This is a genomic window from Anoxybacillus flavithermus, from assembly GCF_002742685.1.
In the GTDB taxonomy this organism is placed as follows: domain Bacteria; phylum Bacillota; class Bacilli; order Bacillales; family Anoxybacillaceae; genus Anoxybacillus; species Anoxybacillus flavithermus_E.
Window position 1 is genome coordinate 18,303 of the sequence record NZ_PEDM01000007.1, and the last position, 14,489, is coordinate 32,791.

A 14,489-nucleotide genomic window follows, 5' to 3' on the forward strand; every position below is an offset into this window, starting at 1 on the left:
TTACAATGAGCAACGATATGGAGGGATAAATATGACTTGGAAAATGGTGTACGAACGCTGGAAACAGGCGCAATTAGATGAAGAATTGCGCATGCACTTGCAACAACTCGAACAAGATGAAAAATTGTTGGAAGATTGTTTTTATAAAACGTTAGAGTTTGGTACAGGAGGCATGCGTGGCGAAATCGGCCCGGGAACGAACCGGATGAACATATATACGGTGCGAAAAGCATCGGCAGGGTTAGCGCGATATATCGAGTCTTTTGGAGCAGAGGCGAAGAGACGGGGGGTTGTGATCGCATACGATTCGCGCCATAAATCGCAACAATTTGCCATGGAGGCAGCAAAAACGCTGGCGACTCATGGCATTCAAACGTATGTGTTTGATGAGCTTCGCCCGACTCCAGAGCTTTCGTTTGCTGTTCGTCATCTAAATGCTTTTTCAGGCATTGTCATTACCGCTAGCCACAATCCACCGGAGTATAACGGTTATAAAGTGTACGGAGAAGACGGGGCGCAAATGCCGCCACACATTGCCGATGTTGTCATTGCATATGTCAATGCGATTGAAAATGAATGGGAGCTTGCGGTTGAACGAGAAGATGTATTAAAAGAAAAAGGGTTGATTCAAATCATCGGTGCAGAGATTGATGATGCATACATACAAAAGTTAAAAACGATCTCGCTTCGCCCAGAACTTTCCCATGAAGTCGATGTGAAAATCGTATTTACTCCGCTTCACGGCACAGCAAATAAACTTGTGCAACGCGGATTGAAAGAATTTGGCTACGAAAACGTATTTGTTGTGAAAGAGCAAGAACAACCGGATCCAAACTTTTCGACAGTGAAATCGCCAAATCCAGAAGAACATGCCGCGTTTGAACTAGCGATTCAACTTGGTAAACAAGTCGATGCTGATGTACTAATTGCAACAGATCCCGATGCCGATCGTTTAGGCATTGCGGTAAAAAATGAACAAGGAGAATATATCGTTTTAACAGGGAATCAAACAGGTGGCTTGTTGCTTCATTACATTCTTTCACAAAAGAAAGAAAAAGGGATATTGCCGTCAAATGGGATTGTATTTAAAACGATCGTTACATCTGAATTTGGACGTGCGATTGCCAAGTCATTTGGGATCGACACGATGGATACATTGACAGGCTTCAAATTTATTGGTGAAAAAATTAAACAATACGAGCAAACAGGAGAGTACGTATTCCAGTTTGGTTACGAAGAAAGCTACGGTTACTTAATTGGTGATTTTGCCCGTGATAAAGACGCCATTCAAGCAGCTGTTTTAGCTGTTGAAGTGTGCGCGTTTTATAAAAAGCAAGGCTTATCTTTATACGAGGCACTTATGCAATTGTTTGAACAATATGGATACTATCAAGAAGGGTTGCGTTCACTCACACTAAAAGGAAAAGAAGGAGCCGAGCGAATCGAAGCATTATTGGCAACGTTCCGAAATGAACCGCCAGCCGTTGTCGCCAATCAGCGTGTCGATATTCGTGAAGACTATAAGGTGGGGGAACGAGTATATACGAATACAGGTAAAAAAGAAACGATCCATTTGCCGAAGTCGAATGTATTAAAATATGTGCTAGAAGATGGATCATGGTTTTGTGCGCGTCCGTCTGGCACAGAGCCAAAAATGAAATTTTATTTTGGTGTAAAAGGGCGGACACTTGCAGAAGCAAAGCAACAATTAGAGCAATTAGAAACAGCGGTCATGGAGCGAGTATATACGTTAACAGCTGATAAGGTGTAATGCCTTATCAGTTGTTTTTTAAATGAGGAACAAGTAACATAGAAGCGACAAAGTAGAAAGGGTGATTTTCATTTGTTACAAGGACAAGTGGCTATTGTGACAGGCGCATCGCGTGGCATCGGTTTAGCGATTGCACATAAGTTGGCAGAGCAACGAATGAAGCTTGTATTAATTGGTAGTTCTTCGGATATTCACCGCGTAAGCGAGCAATTAAAGGATGTGAAAACGTTTCAAGCGGACGTGTCAAACGAACAACAGATGAATGAAGTGGTGGAAGCAACCATCGCTACATTCGGTCGCATTGATTTACTTGTGAATAATGCTGGTATTGGCGTATTTAAACCTGTAGAGGAAACAACAGTTGAAGAATGGAAACGATTGTTTGAAGTAAATGTGCAAGGGGTATTTATTGGAACAAAAGCGGTTCTTCCACAAATGAAAAAACAACGATCGGGGACGATTATTACGATTTCATCGGACGTTGGTCGGTATACGATTGCAAACGGTTCTGCATATACAGCGACGAAATATGCTGTTCAAGGATTTTCGGGAAGCGTCGCTCAAGAAGTGCGCTCATATGGCATTCGCGTCGGTACAATTAATCCGGGGATGGTCGATACATATTTCGCTAACTCCACGCAAGGATTACCTGAAAAAGCAGAATGGTTAAAGGCAGAAGACGTTGCAGAAGCTGTCGTTTATATGGCGAGTGCACCAAAGCATATGTTAGTGGATGAAATTGTGCTGCATCCACTCATTCAAACGTATCCGATCGTATAAAAAAAGCGAAAGGAGTTCCTTCCGCTTTAATAATCATATTGCATCGTCAGTGTTGGCTCTTGTTCATACACGTCTAACGCGTGATCGATGTAACGTAACAATGCATTTAGCCGCTTTTGGACGACAGTGTAATCTTTTTCGAAATTATATGCATGAAGAAACTGTTCAATTTTTTTTGAAAGTAAATCGTCTTTTGTGCGCACCATAAGAATGAGTAAATGATCCCATTCCGATCGGTACGTATAATAAAGCGCTTTATCGTAATCAGCTGTATGCAACGCAAACCCTCCTTATTGTGAGGAGCTATATGTAGTTTATGAAAAAATGGTCGTTTTTTTCGCTGTAAATGTTGTGCGATTTGGCAGAGGAGAGTTGGCGATGGAGAAACACGTTGTGTATTATGAATCACCGATCGGTTGGTTACAAATCATTGGAACGAATGAAGGAATTGAACGGATCGATGTTGTTGAACGAGGCGAGGAAAATAACAGAAACGTCCCGATTTGCGTTTGTCAATGTATAGAAGAGCTTGAACAGTACTTTCACAAGAAACGGACATCATTTTCGATGCCGTTAAAGCTCGTTGGTACTCCGTTTCAAATGCGGGTATGGGAAGTGCTACAAACGATTCCTTATGGAGAAACGGTTTCGTATGCTCATATTGCAAAACAAATTGGCCAGCCGAAAGCGGTGCGAGCCGTTGGGAATGCTGTCGGTAGCAATCCGATCACCATCGTTATTCCTTGTCATCGCGTCGTGCGTATCGGCGGCCAACTTGGCGGATATGCGTGGGGAATAGAAAGAAAAAAATGGCTACTTGCGCATGAAACGCGCTGAAAGCTCAGCGCGTTTGCCCCAATAGCCATTTCGCATAAGGAGAGTTTGCTGGTAAAATGACGACCGTATCTTCGCCAATTGTCGTTTTATACGATTCGAGCGTACGGTAAAAAGAATAAAACTCAGGGTCTTTTGCAAATGTTTCGTTATAAATGCGTGCTGCTTCTTGTTCACCCGCTGCACGAATGCGCTCAGCATCCGCTTGCGCCTTGGCGAGCATTTCTTTTACTTCGCGATCTGTTTGCGCAATAATACGCTGTTTTTGGGCATCTCCCATCGATAAATATTCTTGTGCTTTCGATTCACGCTCGGAAATCATGCGTTTATAAACAGACTGTTCATTTTCTTCCGGTAAGTCAATGCGCTTCATGCGCACATCAACGACGCGAATGCCGTAACGGTCTTGTTGTAACAGTTCGTTCACTTTCGCTGTTACTTCATCGTTTAAACTGCCGCGCGATGACTTTTCATCGTTAATAATTTCATCGTAATTTAACCGTCCAAGCTCGGTACGGACAATGGAGAAAATAAATTCATCCATTTTTGATTCTGCATTTTCCAATGTACGAGCATTTTGAATCATTTCTTTTGGGTTTGTAATTTCCCAAATGGCGTAATGATTGACGAGAATACGCTTTTTATCTTTTGTATTAATTTCTGCCTCGGCGACATCATAAAAAATTTGTGCTTTTGGCAATGATGTCACGCTTTGAATAAAAGGAATTTTAAAACGTAATCCCGGCGTTTGATCGATGCGAACAATCTCTCCAAATTGACGTACGACTTTATATTCATTTTCATGAACAATGTAGACGTTTGTTAAAGCGATAACAAGTAAAACAAGTCCGATGACGCCACCGATGATAAAACGAAACCATTTCGTTGGCAGTTTATCTTTAAAGTGAATGATGTTTTGATCGTCTTGGAAGTTTGTCATTCGTTACCACTCCCTTGCTCTTTCTTTTTCTCTGTTGTTTGTTTTTCGATCGGTTGAATTGGCAAATATTTTAGCGTATTGCCATCGTCGTTCATAATGTAAATGCGCGTGTATGGAAGCACCTGTTCAAGTGTTTCAATCATTAGCCGTTGTTTTGTAATGTCTTTTGCATTTTTATATTCTTCGTATAAGGCATTAAATTTAGCGACATCTCCATACGCTTTTTCAATGCGTGCTACTTTATCAGCTTCCGCTTGGGAAATTAATGCGTCTTTTTCTCCTTCGGCTTCTTTCGTTCGTTTGTTGCGATATTTATTCGCTTCGTTAATTTTTGTATTCATCGTCTCACGTGCATCAGTGACGTTTGTAAATGCTTTGCGCACTTCGTCATTTGGCAAATCAACATCTTGTAACTTCACAGCTAAAATCGAAATGCCGATATCGTATTTTTTCATTAATGCGGTGAGCGACTCCCGCACATCCGCTTCAATTTTTGCTTTGCCGGACGTTAATGCATCATCAATTTTTGAGCTACCGATGACGCTGCGCAAAGAAGCAGATGTCGCATTGTATAAAATTTGTTCCGGTTCGTATGAGCGGTAAAGAAATTTCGCAGGATCGGTAATCTTCCATTGTACGACCATATCGGCGAGCACAATATTTTCATCGCCCGTAATCATTTTCGTATCCCCTTGGTTCGATGCGACAACTTTTCCGTTTTCTTCTTTGTAGCCGAACTGTAAACTAAATGTTTCGCGCGATAACGTTTCTACCGTTTGAATGGGCCAAGGAAGTTTAAAATGTAGTCCGGGTGTTGTCACTTCTTCGTCGATTTTTCCAAATGTTAAAATAATCGCTTGTTCCGACTCATCAACGGTGTACCATGACGTTAATGCAGCGACAAGAAGAAAAAGACCTGCCACTGTGCCGATGATGATTCCTGTAACTGAACGTTTCTCCATATAAACCCACCTTTCTTGTTATTTATATGTATGTACGGAAAAAAAAGAAAAAAGTTTCAATAAAAAAGATACTGATTGTTTCGGTGAATTCCGACTGTTTCAAAAAATATTTGAGAAGAGTACATTGATTTATCATTGCCATTAAAATAAGGCTAACCTAAAACTTTAGGTTAGCCTATAGGTCGGAATAAAGATTTCTGATCCCTATGCCTTGTTCTTAATCACCAGAAAAACTGACACGATGACAAGAGGAGCAAATAATGGCATCTAAAACACAACCACAAGTCGCCTTGTATTTAATAGATACCTGTTCAACTGATTTTCCAGTTATTTCTGCTGTTCTCTCAACAGCTTGTTCATATGTTAACTCGACATGATAGTCTTCATCAGAATCCCTAATCTTATCTAATTCTTCATCAGTCATAGGAGTGAATACATCGCTCTCCTTTAATTCAACAAATTTTCTAATATCATTATTTTCTTCTGCATAAACTTGGTTGTTGATTGGGGCTAAATTTGACAAAATGAATAATAAAAAAATTGATAACAGGATATTTTTCATTATTTACCTCAATATAAAAAATTAAGTTTTTAAGCTATCATTTGGATAGCAACTAATATAATACTAACAAACATAATCCAAAAAAACTATTTTTTATAATTATGGTTTTTGATGTAATATAATTGTTTTGATTATTATTCATTTGGGAGGGAACCATGAGAAAACTATTCACAATGATGATATTAATACTCTTTGTTACGTACTTGATCCACAAAACAAATGAGGGAGCAAATTTTCATTCTCCAGTTTATTCAGGAAATGAACTAAAAATCGGGATTGTTGGAGATATTCCTAAGATTAGGGAAAAAAATGTGTCTTTCATTCAAATGTCGATGGAAGACGTTTTGCAAAAAAAATTCACAAACTTGGATAGTGTGTTTATTACTAAGAAACATCTCAAAGAGGCGGCTGAGCCACAGTACGCTAAAATTTATTGGGAATCCCCTATTCCATTTGTCTTTATTGATTCTGAAAAGGTCTACTTAGCGTTTCTTGATGACCAATTAAGTTATGAGGATGCTCACATTATAAAATCAGGGGACTATGTAGTAGGATTTTATAAAGATACGTACTTTGGTATGGGTCTTTATAATAATATTCGGAATGAAAAAACTATTCAAGATTGCTATTCTCGACTATTTGTCATTATAGAACGTTTTAAGAACACAGGTAAGATTTTAATTAAATAAATGCTGTGACACAAGCTTTATGTAATTAATGAGAAAAAGAACAAAAAGTTTACATAAAATGTAAACTTTTTGTTAATTGTTCACTCAGTAGCTCATATATATTTTCGTTGTACGTTTCGTCCGTCGTATGTGAATAGCGTCGGTTTGTTTTCAATGATCGTTTCGATATGAACCGTTCGGCCCCAAAGTTGATAAATGTAAGGAAGCACTTTTTCTAAATATTTGACGTCAAGTTCAATACCTTCGTACGAATGTTTTAAATATAGTTCCCCATTGCGCATATAGTCGCCATCGTTCACTGTAATGTATGGGAAGCCACCGTTGATGCGCATGTTCACAAGTTGATCGCGTATATGTTCCCAATGTTTATCAACAATTTTGTAGTCTTTTCCTTGTTTTTGGAATAAATACATATCTTCACGCATAACGAGTTCTTTCGTTAAATAGTTGCGCAAAAAGGAAATATCGGACTCTAATTCACGTACTTCAAATATTTTTGCACGCCCTGAACCCGGTTTGACACCGAGCTTTTTCATTTCTTCTGTCGGATTGTCCCAGCGCTTTTCAATATCTTCAAAAATTTTTAATCCTAAGTAATACGGATTAATGCCGGTGCGTGACGGTTGGACAACGCCTGCATTTAATTTGGCAAATTCAATCGCTTCATCGCTCGTTAAATCCATTTCACGTAAAATGCGTTGATGCCAGTACGTTGCCCAGCCTTCGTTCATAATTTTCGTTTCGAGTTGCGGCCAAAAATAAAGCATTTCTTCACGCATCATTGTTAAAATGTCGCGTTGCCATTCGTCAAGTTCACGGCTATATTCTTCAATAAACAAAAGCAAATCTTTTTCTGGTTGAGGGGGGAATTTTTTTCTTTTTTTCCGTGTTTGTGGCGCTTTTTTCTTTTCATCAAGCGACCATAAATCGTCATATGGCGACGATTTTGGCGTTTCATCATCATCATCGTATACTTCTGTATCAGCAATCGTCCATGAAAGCTTTGGTCGAAGAAGCGAAGGGTCGATATGTTCTTGAATGGCCAATACAGCGTCTAAAAACTTTTCGACTTCTTGTTTTCCGTATTCATGTTCGTAATGCTTTATTCGTTCGGCCGTTGCCGCCATGCTTTCGACCATGTCTCGTTTTGTATTGCTAAAGCGAATGTTATTTTTAAAAAAGTCGCTATGAGCAAGGACGTGTGCGACAATTAATTTATTTTGAATAAGGGTGTTTGTGTTTAATAAAAAAGCGTAGCACGGATCGGAGTTAATGACAAGCTCGTAAATTTTACTTAATCCGAGATCATAATGAAGTTTCATTTTATGAAATTGTTTCCCAAAACTCCAATGAGAAAAACGTGTCGGCATGCCGTACGCTCCAAATGTATAAATAATATCAGCTGGGCAAATTTCATAGCGCATTTCATAAAAATCAAGCCCAAACCCTTCGGCAATTTCCGTAATTTCCGCAATTGCTTTTTCTAGTGCTTTTTGTTCATCTCGTTTCATCGCACTCCCTCCTTATGACAATGTATGAACGAGCGCGTCATTTGATACGTCAAGAATGTTTCATTGACTTTATATTTTCTTTTATGTATATTTAACTATGTTAAATATTTATGTTGTTAAAAAGGTGGGGTGTGTATGGAGCAAACGCCGTTCACCGCGCTTGTTGAGCGATTAGAGCATGCGTTTTCGTTAGCCCTTCGCAGATTGGCAGCTGACTTGGCTAAGGAGGAAATTGGCTTAACGAAACCGCAGTTTTTTATTTTAAATTTGTTGTCGAAGCGTGGGAAATGTACAGTAAGCGAATTGGCAGAAGAGATGTTCGTCAAACCGAGCGCCATTACTACAATGATTGACCGCTTGTATAAAAGCGGATTTGTATTGCGCGAGCGAGATGAAGAGGATCGGCGTGTCGTGTATGTGCAATTGTCTGAAAAGGGGAAAGAAATGCTTCAGCATGCACGAACGGAGCGAAGAAAAATTATTGAGCGTTATTTAAGCCAATTGCAATTTGATGAACTTGAACAGTTTGTCTATATTATCGAAAAAATTGCTGCGATAAACGAAAAAGAGGAGAAGTGAGATGTATGAAAGAACAAGCAGCGATACAAACAAGTATTGCAAATATACAACAAAAACGAGGCATTTTAATTACGGGGCTTCTTGTTGCGATGTTGTTTGGGGCTTTAGATGGCACGATTGTTGGGACAGCGTTGCCACGCATTGTTGGGGAACTTGGTGGATTGAGTATGATGGCTTGGTTGACAACAGCATATATGCTCACATCGACAACGATCGTTCCGATTGCAGGGAAGCTTGCTGATTTATTTGGGCGAAAGTCGATTTATGTTACAGGATTAGCGATTTTTATTATTGGTTCAGCGTTATGTGGCATGGCGGATACGATGACACAGCTTATTATTTTCCGAGCCATTCAAGGCATTGGTGGCGGTATTATGATGCCAATGGCGATGATTGTTATCGGTGATTTGTTTACAGGAGCAGAGCGGGCAAAATGGCAAGGTGTGTTTGGTGGTGTATTTGGATTGGCATCTATTCTCGGTCCGCAAGTCGGTGGATGGATTGTTGATTCGTTAAACTGGCGTTGGGTATTTTACATTAACCTTCCTGTCGGTATATTGGCAATTGTGCTCATTTCGATCGGCTTGCATAATCATCGCGTGGCTGAGCGAGTAAAGCTTGATTTAGCTGGCATGTTTACGATGGTTGTGGCCGTTGTTTCGCTGTTGCTCGCTTTAACGTTTGGTGGCGATAAATACGATTGGTTATCATGGCAAATCATTTCTTTACTAGCTAGCTCAGTCGTTTTCTTTAGTTTATTTGTATTCGTTGAGCGAAAAGCAGAAGAACCGATTATGCCGATTCATTTATTAAAAAATAAAACGTTTGTTGTGCTCAATAGTGTCGGTTTTTTTATGTCTGTCGGCATGTTTGGAGCGATTATGTTTGTCCCGCTCTTTATGCAAGGCATTATTGGCATGAGTCCATCTGAATCAGGAACGATGATGTTTCCGATGATGTTGGCGCTCATTATTGCAAGCATGATTGGTGGACGACTTGTACAAAAAATTGGCGTTCGTCCGCAAGTCATTGCTGGGATGGTGCTTGTTGCGCTTGGCTTTTTCTTATTGTCAACGATGGATGTCCATACAAATAAATGGACGGCGATGTCATTTATGGCAACACTCGGTTTTGGATTAGGGTTTGTCAATCCGGTGATTACACTAGCGTTACAAGAAGTATTTCCAAAATCGCAGCTCGGTATTGTGACATCATCGAGCCAGTTTTTCCGTCAAATTGGAGGAACGTTTGGGGCGACGTTGTTAGGAGCGATTATGAATCATCGTTCGAAAGATTTACTAGAAGCAAAATTTCTCCCGCTGTTAGAAAAATTACCAGCACAAGCGCATGCGATGATGGATTCGTTTAAACAACTCGTTGAATCGAATCCGCAAAGTGTATATTCGGTCATTTTAAATCCGGATACGTTAAAAAAAATTCCTGAACAAATGCAACAAATGTTTGTGCCTGTATTAAAACAAACGCTCGTGGATGCATTAAGCGATGTGTTTTTATATGGGTTAATCTTTGTTGGCATCGGTTTTATTTTTGCGATGTTTATCGGTCGTATTACGATTTCTCGTACGCAGAATAAAACGGCTCCAATGGAATAAATATAAAAGCAAACGATCGCTAATGCGGTTGTTTGCTTTTTTCAGTTAAAAAAAGTGAAACGTTTGCACATGTAAAACGAAATTTTTTATGAAAAAGTGCAACTTCCTCTTTAAACAAAGACGTTTGTATATTAACATGAAAGAGTAATAAAGATTGAAAGCGATTTATTTTAAGTGGATTGAGGAGGATTTTACGTGAAAAGAGCTTGGTGGAAAGAAGCGATTGCATATCAAATATACCCAAGAAGTTTCATGGATTCAAACGGAGACGGCATCGGTGATTTACAAGGTATCATTCAAAAGCTCGATTATTTGAAAGACCTTGGAATCGATGTCATATGGATTTGTCCAATTTATAGATCGCCAAACGCAGATAATGGCTATGACATTAGCGACTATCAAGACATTATGGAGCAGTTTGGTACGATGGGAGATTTCGATCAGCTGCTTGAAGAAATTCATAAGCGCGACATGAAGGTCATTTTAGATCTCGTCATTAACCATACGAGCGATGAGCATCCGTGGTTTATTGAGTCGCGTTCATCGCGAGACAACCCGAAACGCGATTGGTATATTTGGCGCGATGGGAAAAACGGCAAAGAGCCAAACAACTGGGAAAGCATTTTTGGTGGTTCAGCTTGGGAGTATGATGAGGGAACCGATCAATATTATTTGCATGTGTTTGCGACAAAGCAACCTGATTTAAATTGGGAAAATGAAGATGTTCGTCGCGCGTTATATGATATGATTAACTGGTGGCTCGATAAAGGCATTGATGGCTTCCGTGTCGATGCGATTTCACACATTAAGAAAAAAGAAGGTCTCCCTGATTTACCAAATCCAAAAGGGCTTGATTATGTCCCTTCATTTGACGGACATATGAATCAAGAAGGGATTATGGACTATCTTCGTGAGCTCAAAGCGCAAACGTTTGCGCGTTATGACATTATGACTGTTGGAGAAGCGAACGGAGTAACGGTAGAGGAAGCAGAGGATTGGGTTGGTGAAGAAAACGGCATTTTTAATATGATTTTTCAGTTTGAACATCTTGGACTTTGGCAAAAAGGAACAGATGGCGGTGTTGATGTTCGTAAATTAAAACGTGTATTAACAAAATGGCAAAAAGGACTAGAAGGCGTCGGCTGGAATGCGCTATTCCTTGAAAATCATGATCAACCGCGTTCGGTGTCGACATGGGGAAATGATGAACAATATCTTGTTGAAAGCGCCAAAGCGTTAGGGGCATTATATTTCCTTATGCAAGGGACGCCGTTTATTTATCAAGGACAAGAAATTGGCATGACGAACGTCCGATTTGAAACGATTGATGAATATGACGATGTCGCTATTAAAAATTATTATCGCATTGAGCGTAATAAAGGTCGTTCACATGAAGAAGTGATGCAATGGATTTGGAAAAACGGCCGTGATAATTCACGCACTCCGATGCAATGGTCCGATGAGGAAAACGCCGGATTTACGACAGGAACACCTTGGATTGGTGTGAATGAAAATTATAAACAAATTAATGTCAAAAAGCAGTTGAACGATCCGAACTCTGTGTTAAACTTTTATAAACGTATGATTCAACTCCGTAAACAACATGACGTATTCGTTTACGGAACATATGATTTAATATTAGAAAACCATAAAGCAATTTATGCGTATACGCGCACGTTAGGTGATGAAAAAGCGATCGTCATCGTGAATTTAACAGACCGAAAAACAATGTATCGTTACGATTCATTGAAATTAAATAGCGAGCAATTGGTGTTAGCAAATTACGATGTGAAACCGCATAAACATGCGACGCGCTTTACATTGCGTCCGTATGAAGCGCGCGTATATTTGGTGAAATAATAAAATCCCCTTTTCCATATTGGAAAAGGGGATTTTCACATTTTTTTTGCAATCATTTCATACTTTTCTCATTTCTTTTTCGTACATTCATGACAAGCATATATTTTTAAAGGGGGATCTTTGTGAAAAAAACTCGTGATTTGCATTTATGGATTGGACTCATTTGTTCAGTATTTTTACTTTTGGAAGCGGTGACAGGATTGTTGTTGACCGAGCGTTGGTTAATGGGCATGGGTGGACATTCGCATGGAGGTCATGAACATGCGCAGTTAAATATGATCGATGCGGTGAAAAAAGCGAGTGAATCGGGTGCGTTTTCAATGGATGAAGTTGGTGTCGTGATGAATCATGGAATGTATATGGTACGGTTAAACGATAAAGATGGGACGTTAGTGACGATTGCACCAGACGGTACAGTTGTGAAAAAAGAAGTAAATAAATTTGCCTCATTTGTGCGTGCTATTCACGTCGGAAAACTTGGTCTTTGGAATCGCCTTATGATCGATGCCGCTGCTATTTCAATTATTATTTTAACAGGGACGGGCATTTATTTATCTGTGAAAATTTTGCGGGCTCAAGCGAAAGCAAAACAACGAAAATCGGTGGCGTAAATTGAAAAGCACTTCGCATGAACGATTGATGCGAAGTGCTTTTTAACTAATTCGTTTCGTTGGTGTTTGTTGAATTTTCCCTGTTCCGTTACATAGTGAGCATGTTTTATAAAGCGATAAACAAATTTTCATTTTCTTTTTTCCAAAGCACTTTGGGCAAATCGTTTTTAATGCCATTGTCATCACCTCATAAAGAAAGCGTTTTCAATTATAGTATACCCTGTTTTTGTGCAATGTGTGCACAATCATTTTGTCTATTTTTTAAACAGGTTGGCATGAGCCAACCTGTTACTTACGTGAATGTACTTCATAAATGGCAAACTTCAAATAATCACCTTCATCAGCGGCAAGCAGTTTCGGATGGTCATACCCTGCACCGCTCCAATGAATTTGACGTAAAATTTTCTTTGCATCAAACGCTGCTTCCGCAACCATCGCTTGAAACATATCCGGATGCACATGATACGAGCAGCTTGCCGTTACGAAAAAGCCGCCGTCTTTTACGAGCTTTAAGCCGTTTAAATTAATGTCTTTATAGCCAGCAAGCGCCTTTGGCACCGCATGAGCGGATTTTGCAAACGCTGGAGGATCAATAATGACGACATCCCATTTTTTCCCCTCTTGTACACATTCGCGTAAGTAGTCAAACGCGTTCGCAACAACGAAATCCACATTTGTAAATCCGTTTAGCTCGGCGTTTTGTTTCGCTGTTTCAATCGCATGTTCAGAAATATCGACAGCGGTCACATGTTTTGCTCCGTATAAGCAGGCGTTTAACATAAATGAACCTGTATGCGTAAAACAATCGAGTACAGTCGATTCGCTTGTAATAAGCGGTTTGATTGCAGCACGGTTTTGACGTTGATCGAAGAAAAATCCTGTTTTTTGCCCGTTTTCAATGTCGACAATGTATTTGACGCCGTTTTCTTCAATCTGTACGTTCGTATCGCACGTGCCGTACCAAAATCCTTTTTCTTGTTTTAGTCCTTCTAATTCGCGCACGTGGACGTCGTTGCGCAAATAAATGGCTTTTGGTTGAAAGACGTCAAGAAGTGCTTGTAAAATCCATTCTTTTCTTTTTTCCATGCCGAGCGATAAAATTTGCACAACGAGCACATCTTCGTACTTATCAACGATTAGCCCAGGTAAAAAATCGGCTTCGCCATAAACGGCGCGGCATGAACGAACCCCTGGAATCATACGCTCGCGATACGCCCACGCTTGACGAATGCGGTTCATAAAAAATTGCGCGTTTAATTCATCGTTTGGATTTTGAGTCAGCACGCGCACGATCATTTGCGATTTTGGATTAATATATCCTTTTGCTAAAAAGTGACGTTGGTGGTTATATACGTTGACGAAATCCCCCGGCTCAAAATCTCCTTCAATATAATCGATTTCGCTTTGAAACACCCACGGATGTCCAAGTTCGAGCCGCTTTTTTCTTTTTCGTTTCAAAAATACATTTGCCATACATCCCACTCCTGACTATATATTCGCTACTTTAGCATACAGGAAGAAAACGATGTGCGCAAATAATGGAGAAAAATATTTGACAATTCAATGAAATATGCTAATATTAATGACAAAGTGAATGATGCCATTGCATTCCACTAGGGGGGCCTTTAGATAGGCTGAGATCAAAGTGTGCCTTTGAGACCCTTAGAACCTGATCTGGATCATACCAGCGTAGGGAAGTGGAAACGGTGCGAAGTGTGTCTTTTATTAAATTCCATCGTTTACAACCACTTTCTTTGCGCAAAAGAAAGTGGTTTTT

General features: G+C 39.8%; 15 protein-coding genes and 1 riboswitch. Of the genes, 8 read left to right on the forward strand and 7 right to left on the reverse strand.

Annotated features, from left to right (window positions below):
- The first annotated feature begins 31 nt into the window (after positions 1 to 31).
- Together CS060_RS05225 and CS060_RS05230 are read left to right on the forward strand one after the other, a co-directional pair.
- Positions 32 to 1,771, forward strand: coding sequence for a phospho-sugar mutase (locus tag CS060_RS05225; protein ID WP_035048058.1), 1,740 nt, complete (start codon positions 32 to 34; stop codon positions 1,769 to 1,771).
- Between the two features lie 72 nt (positions 1,772 to 1,843).
- Positions 1,844 to 2,551, forward strand: coding sequence for an SDR family oxidoreductase (locus CS060_RS05230; protein WP_035048056.1), 708 nt, complete (start codon positions 1,844 to 1,846; stop codon positions 2,549 to 2,551).
- A 26-nt stretch (positions 2,552 to 2,577) separates the two neighbouring features.
- Here the strand turns inward: CS060_RS05230 and CS060_RS05235 are convergent, their stop codons facing one another.
- The gene (locus CS060_RS05235) at positions 2,578 to 2,829 is read right to left on the reverse strand and encodes a YhdB family protein (protein ID WP_004892205.1); all 252 of its coding nucleotides are present in this window, start codon (positions 2,827 to 2,829) and stop codon (positions 2,578 to 2,580) included.
- Positions 2,830 to 2,929: 100 nt separating this feature from the next.
- Here CS060_RS05235 and CS060_RS05240 point away from each other — a divergent pair, with 100 nt between their 5' ends.
- A complete protein-coding gene (locus CS060_RS05240; protein WP_035048100.1) occupies positions 2,930 to 3,388 on the forward strand; it encodes a methylated-DNA--[protein]-cysteine S-methyltransferase in 459 nt (152 codons plus the stop codon).
- Positions 3,389 to 3,392: 4 nt separating this feature from the next.
- Here the strand turns inward: CS060_RS05240 and hflC are convergent, their stop codons facing one another.
- From hflC to CS060_RS05255, 3 genes are all read right to left on the reverse strand, one after another.
- Positions 3,393 to 4,325, reverse strand: coding sequence for a protease modulator HflC (gene hflC, locus CS060_RS05245; protein WP_035048054.1), 933 nt, complete (start codon positions 4,323 to 4,325; stop codon positions 3,393 to 3,395).
- Entirely contained in the window at positions 4,322 to 5,287 is a 966-nt protein-coding gene (gene hflK, locus CS060_RS05250; protein ID WP_035048052.1) for an FtsH protease activity modulator HflK, read from the reverse strand. Before hflK ends, hflC begins: the two co-directional genes overlap by 4 nt.
- Before the next feature lie 217 nt (positions 5,288 to 5,504).
- A complete protein-coding gene (locus CS060_RS05255) occupies positions 5,505 to 5,849 on the reverse strand; it encodes a hypothetical protein (RefSeq protein WP_035048050.1) in 345 nt (114 codons plus the stop codon).
- Between the two features lie 155 nt (positions 5,850 to 6,004).
- Between CS060_RS05255 and CS060_RS05260 the strand changes: the two genes are divergently transcribed.
- Positions 6,005 to 6,538: a hypothetical protein gene (locus CS060_RS05260; RefSeq protein WP_099668750.1), complete on the forward strand. Its 534-nt coding sequence runs from the start codon at positions 6,005 to 6,007 to the stop codon at positions 6,536 to 6,538.
- Between the two features lie 92 nt (positions 6,539 to 6,630).
- Here CS060_RS05260 and CS060_RS05265 read toward each other — a convergent pair whose 3' ends face one another.
- Positions 6,631 to 8,049: a SpoVR family protein gene (locus tag CS060_RS05265; protein WP_099668751.1), complete on the reverse strand. Its 1,419-nt coding sequence runs from the start codon at positions 8,047 to 8,049 to the stop codon at positions 6,631 to 6,633.
- A gap of 135 nt (positions 8,050 to 8,184) precedes the next feature.
- Between CS060_RS05265 and CS060_RS05270 the strand changes: the two genes are divergently transcribed.
- From CS060_RS05270 to CS060_RS05285, 4 genes are all read left to right on the forward strand, one after another.
- Positions 8,185 to 8,628 (forward strand): MarR family winged helix-turn-helix transcriptional regulator, encoded by a 444-nt coding sequence (locus tag CS060_RS05270; protein WP_035048047.1) that lies wholly within the window; start codon positions 8,185 to 8,187, stop codon positions 8,626 to 8,628.
- 5 nt (positions 8,629 to 8,633) lie between these two features.
- Positions 8,634 to 10,241 (forward strand): MDR family MFS transporter, encoded by a 1,608-nt coding sequence (locus CS060_RS05275; RefSeq protein ID WP_035048045.1) that lies wholly within the window; start codon positions 8,634 to 8,636, stop codon positions 10,239 to 10,241.
- A gap of 195 nt (positions 10,242 to 10,436) precedes the next feature.
- Positions 10,437 to 12,101 carry a glycoside hydrolase family 13 protein gene (locus CS060_RS05280; protein ID WP_035048043.1) on the forward strand — a complete coding sequence of 555 codons (1,665 nt, stop codon included), beginning with the start codon at positions 10,437 to 10,439 and terminating at the stop codon, positions 12,099 to 12,101.
- A gap of 122 nt (positions 12,102 to 12,223) precedes the next feature.
- Positions 12,224 to 12,712, forward strand: coding sequence for a PepSY domain-containing protein (locus tag CS060_RS05285; protein WP_035048042.1), 489 nt, complete (start codon positions 12,224 to 12,226; stop codon positions 12,710 to 12,712).
- Positions 12,713 to 12,754: 42 nt separating this feature from the next.
- Here the strand turns inward: CS060_RS05285 and CS060_RS14295 are convergent, their stop codons facing one another.
- A complete protein-coding gene (locus tag CS060_RS14295) occupies positions 12,755 to 12,889 on the reverse strand; it encodes a hypothetical protein (RefSeq protein ID WP_255350573.1) in 135 nt (44 codons plus the stop codon).
- Positions 12,890 to 13,000: 111 nt separating this feature from the next.
- The gene (locus CS060_RS05290) at positions 13,001 to 14,185 is read right to left on the reverse strand and encodes a class I SAM-dependent rRNA methyltransferase (RefSeq protein WP_035048721.1); all 1,185 of its coding nucleotides are present in this window, start codon (positions 14,183 to 14,185) and stop codon (positions 13,001 to 13,003) included.
- 132 nt (positions 14,186 to 14,317) lie between these two features.
- Positions 14,318 to 14,425, forward strand: a riboswitch (TPP riboswitch).
- Positions 14,426 to 14,489: the final 64 nt, after the last annotated feature.

What these genes read in the sequence shown, in the direction of transcription:
- CS060_RS05270 (WP_035048047.1), top strand. Translation starts at nt 8,185, where the DNA reads ATGGAGCAAACGCCGTTCACCGCGCTTGTTGAGCGATTAGAGCATGCG.
- CS060_RS14295 (WP_255350573.1), bottom strand. Translation starts at nt 12,889, where the DNA reads ATGGCATTAAAAACGATTTGCCCAAAGTGCTTTGGAAAAAAGAAAATG.
- CS060_RS05225 (WP_035048058.1), top strand. Translation starts at nt 32, where the DNA reads ATGACTTGGAAAATGGTGTACGAACGCTGGAAACAGGCGCAATTAGAT.
- CS060_RS05260 (WP_099668750.1), top strand. Translation starts at nt 6,005, where the DNA reads ATGAGAAAACTATTCACAATGATGATATTAATACTCTTTGTTACGTAC.
- CS060_RS05255 (WP_035048050.1), bottom strand. Translation starts at nt 5,849, where the DNA reads ATGAAAAATATCCTGTTATCAATTTTTTTATTATTCATTTTGTCAAAT.
- hflC (WP_035048054.1), bottom strand. Translation starts at nt 4,325, where the DNA reads ATGACAAACTTCCAAGACGATCAAAACATCATTCACTTTAAAGATAAA.
- CS060_RS05265 (WP_099668751.1), bottom strand. Translation starts at nt 8,049, where the DNA reads ATGAAACGAGATGAACAAAAAGCACTAGAAAAAGCAATTGCGGAAATT.
- hflK (WP_035048052.1), bottom strand. Translation starts at nt 5,287, where the DNA reads ATGGAGAAACGTTCAGTTACAGGAATCATCATCGGCACAGTGGCAGGT.
- CS060_RS05275 (WP_035048045.1), top strand. Translation starts at nt 8,634, where the DNA reads ATGAAAGAACAAGCAGCGATACAAACAAGTATTGCAAATATACAACAA.
- CS060_RS05290 (WP_035048721.1), bottom strand. Translation starts at nt 14,185, where the DNA reads ATGGCAAATGTATTTTTGAAACGAAAAAGAAAAAAGCGGCTCGAACTT.
- CS060_RS05240 (WP_035048100.1), top strand. Translation starts at nt 2,930, where the DNA reads ATGGAGAAACACGTTGTGTATTATGAATCACCGATCGGTTGGTTACAA.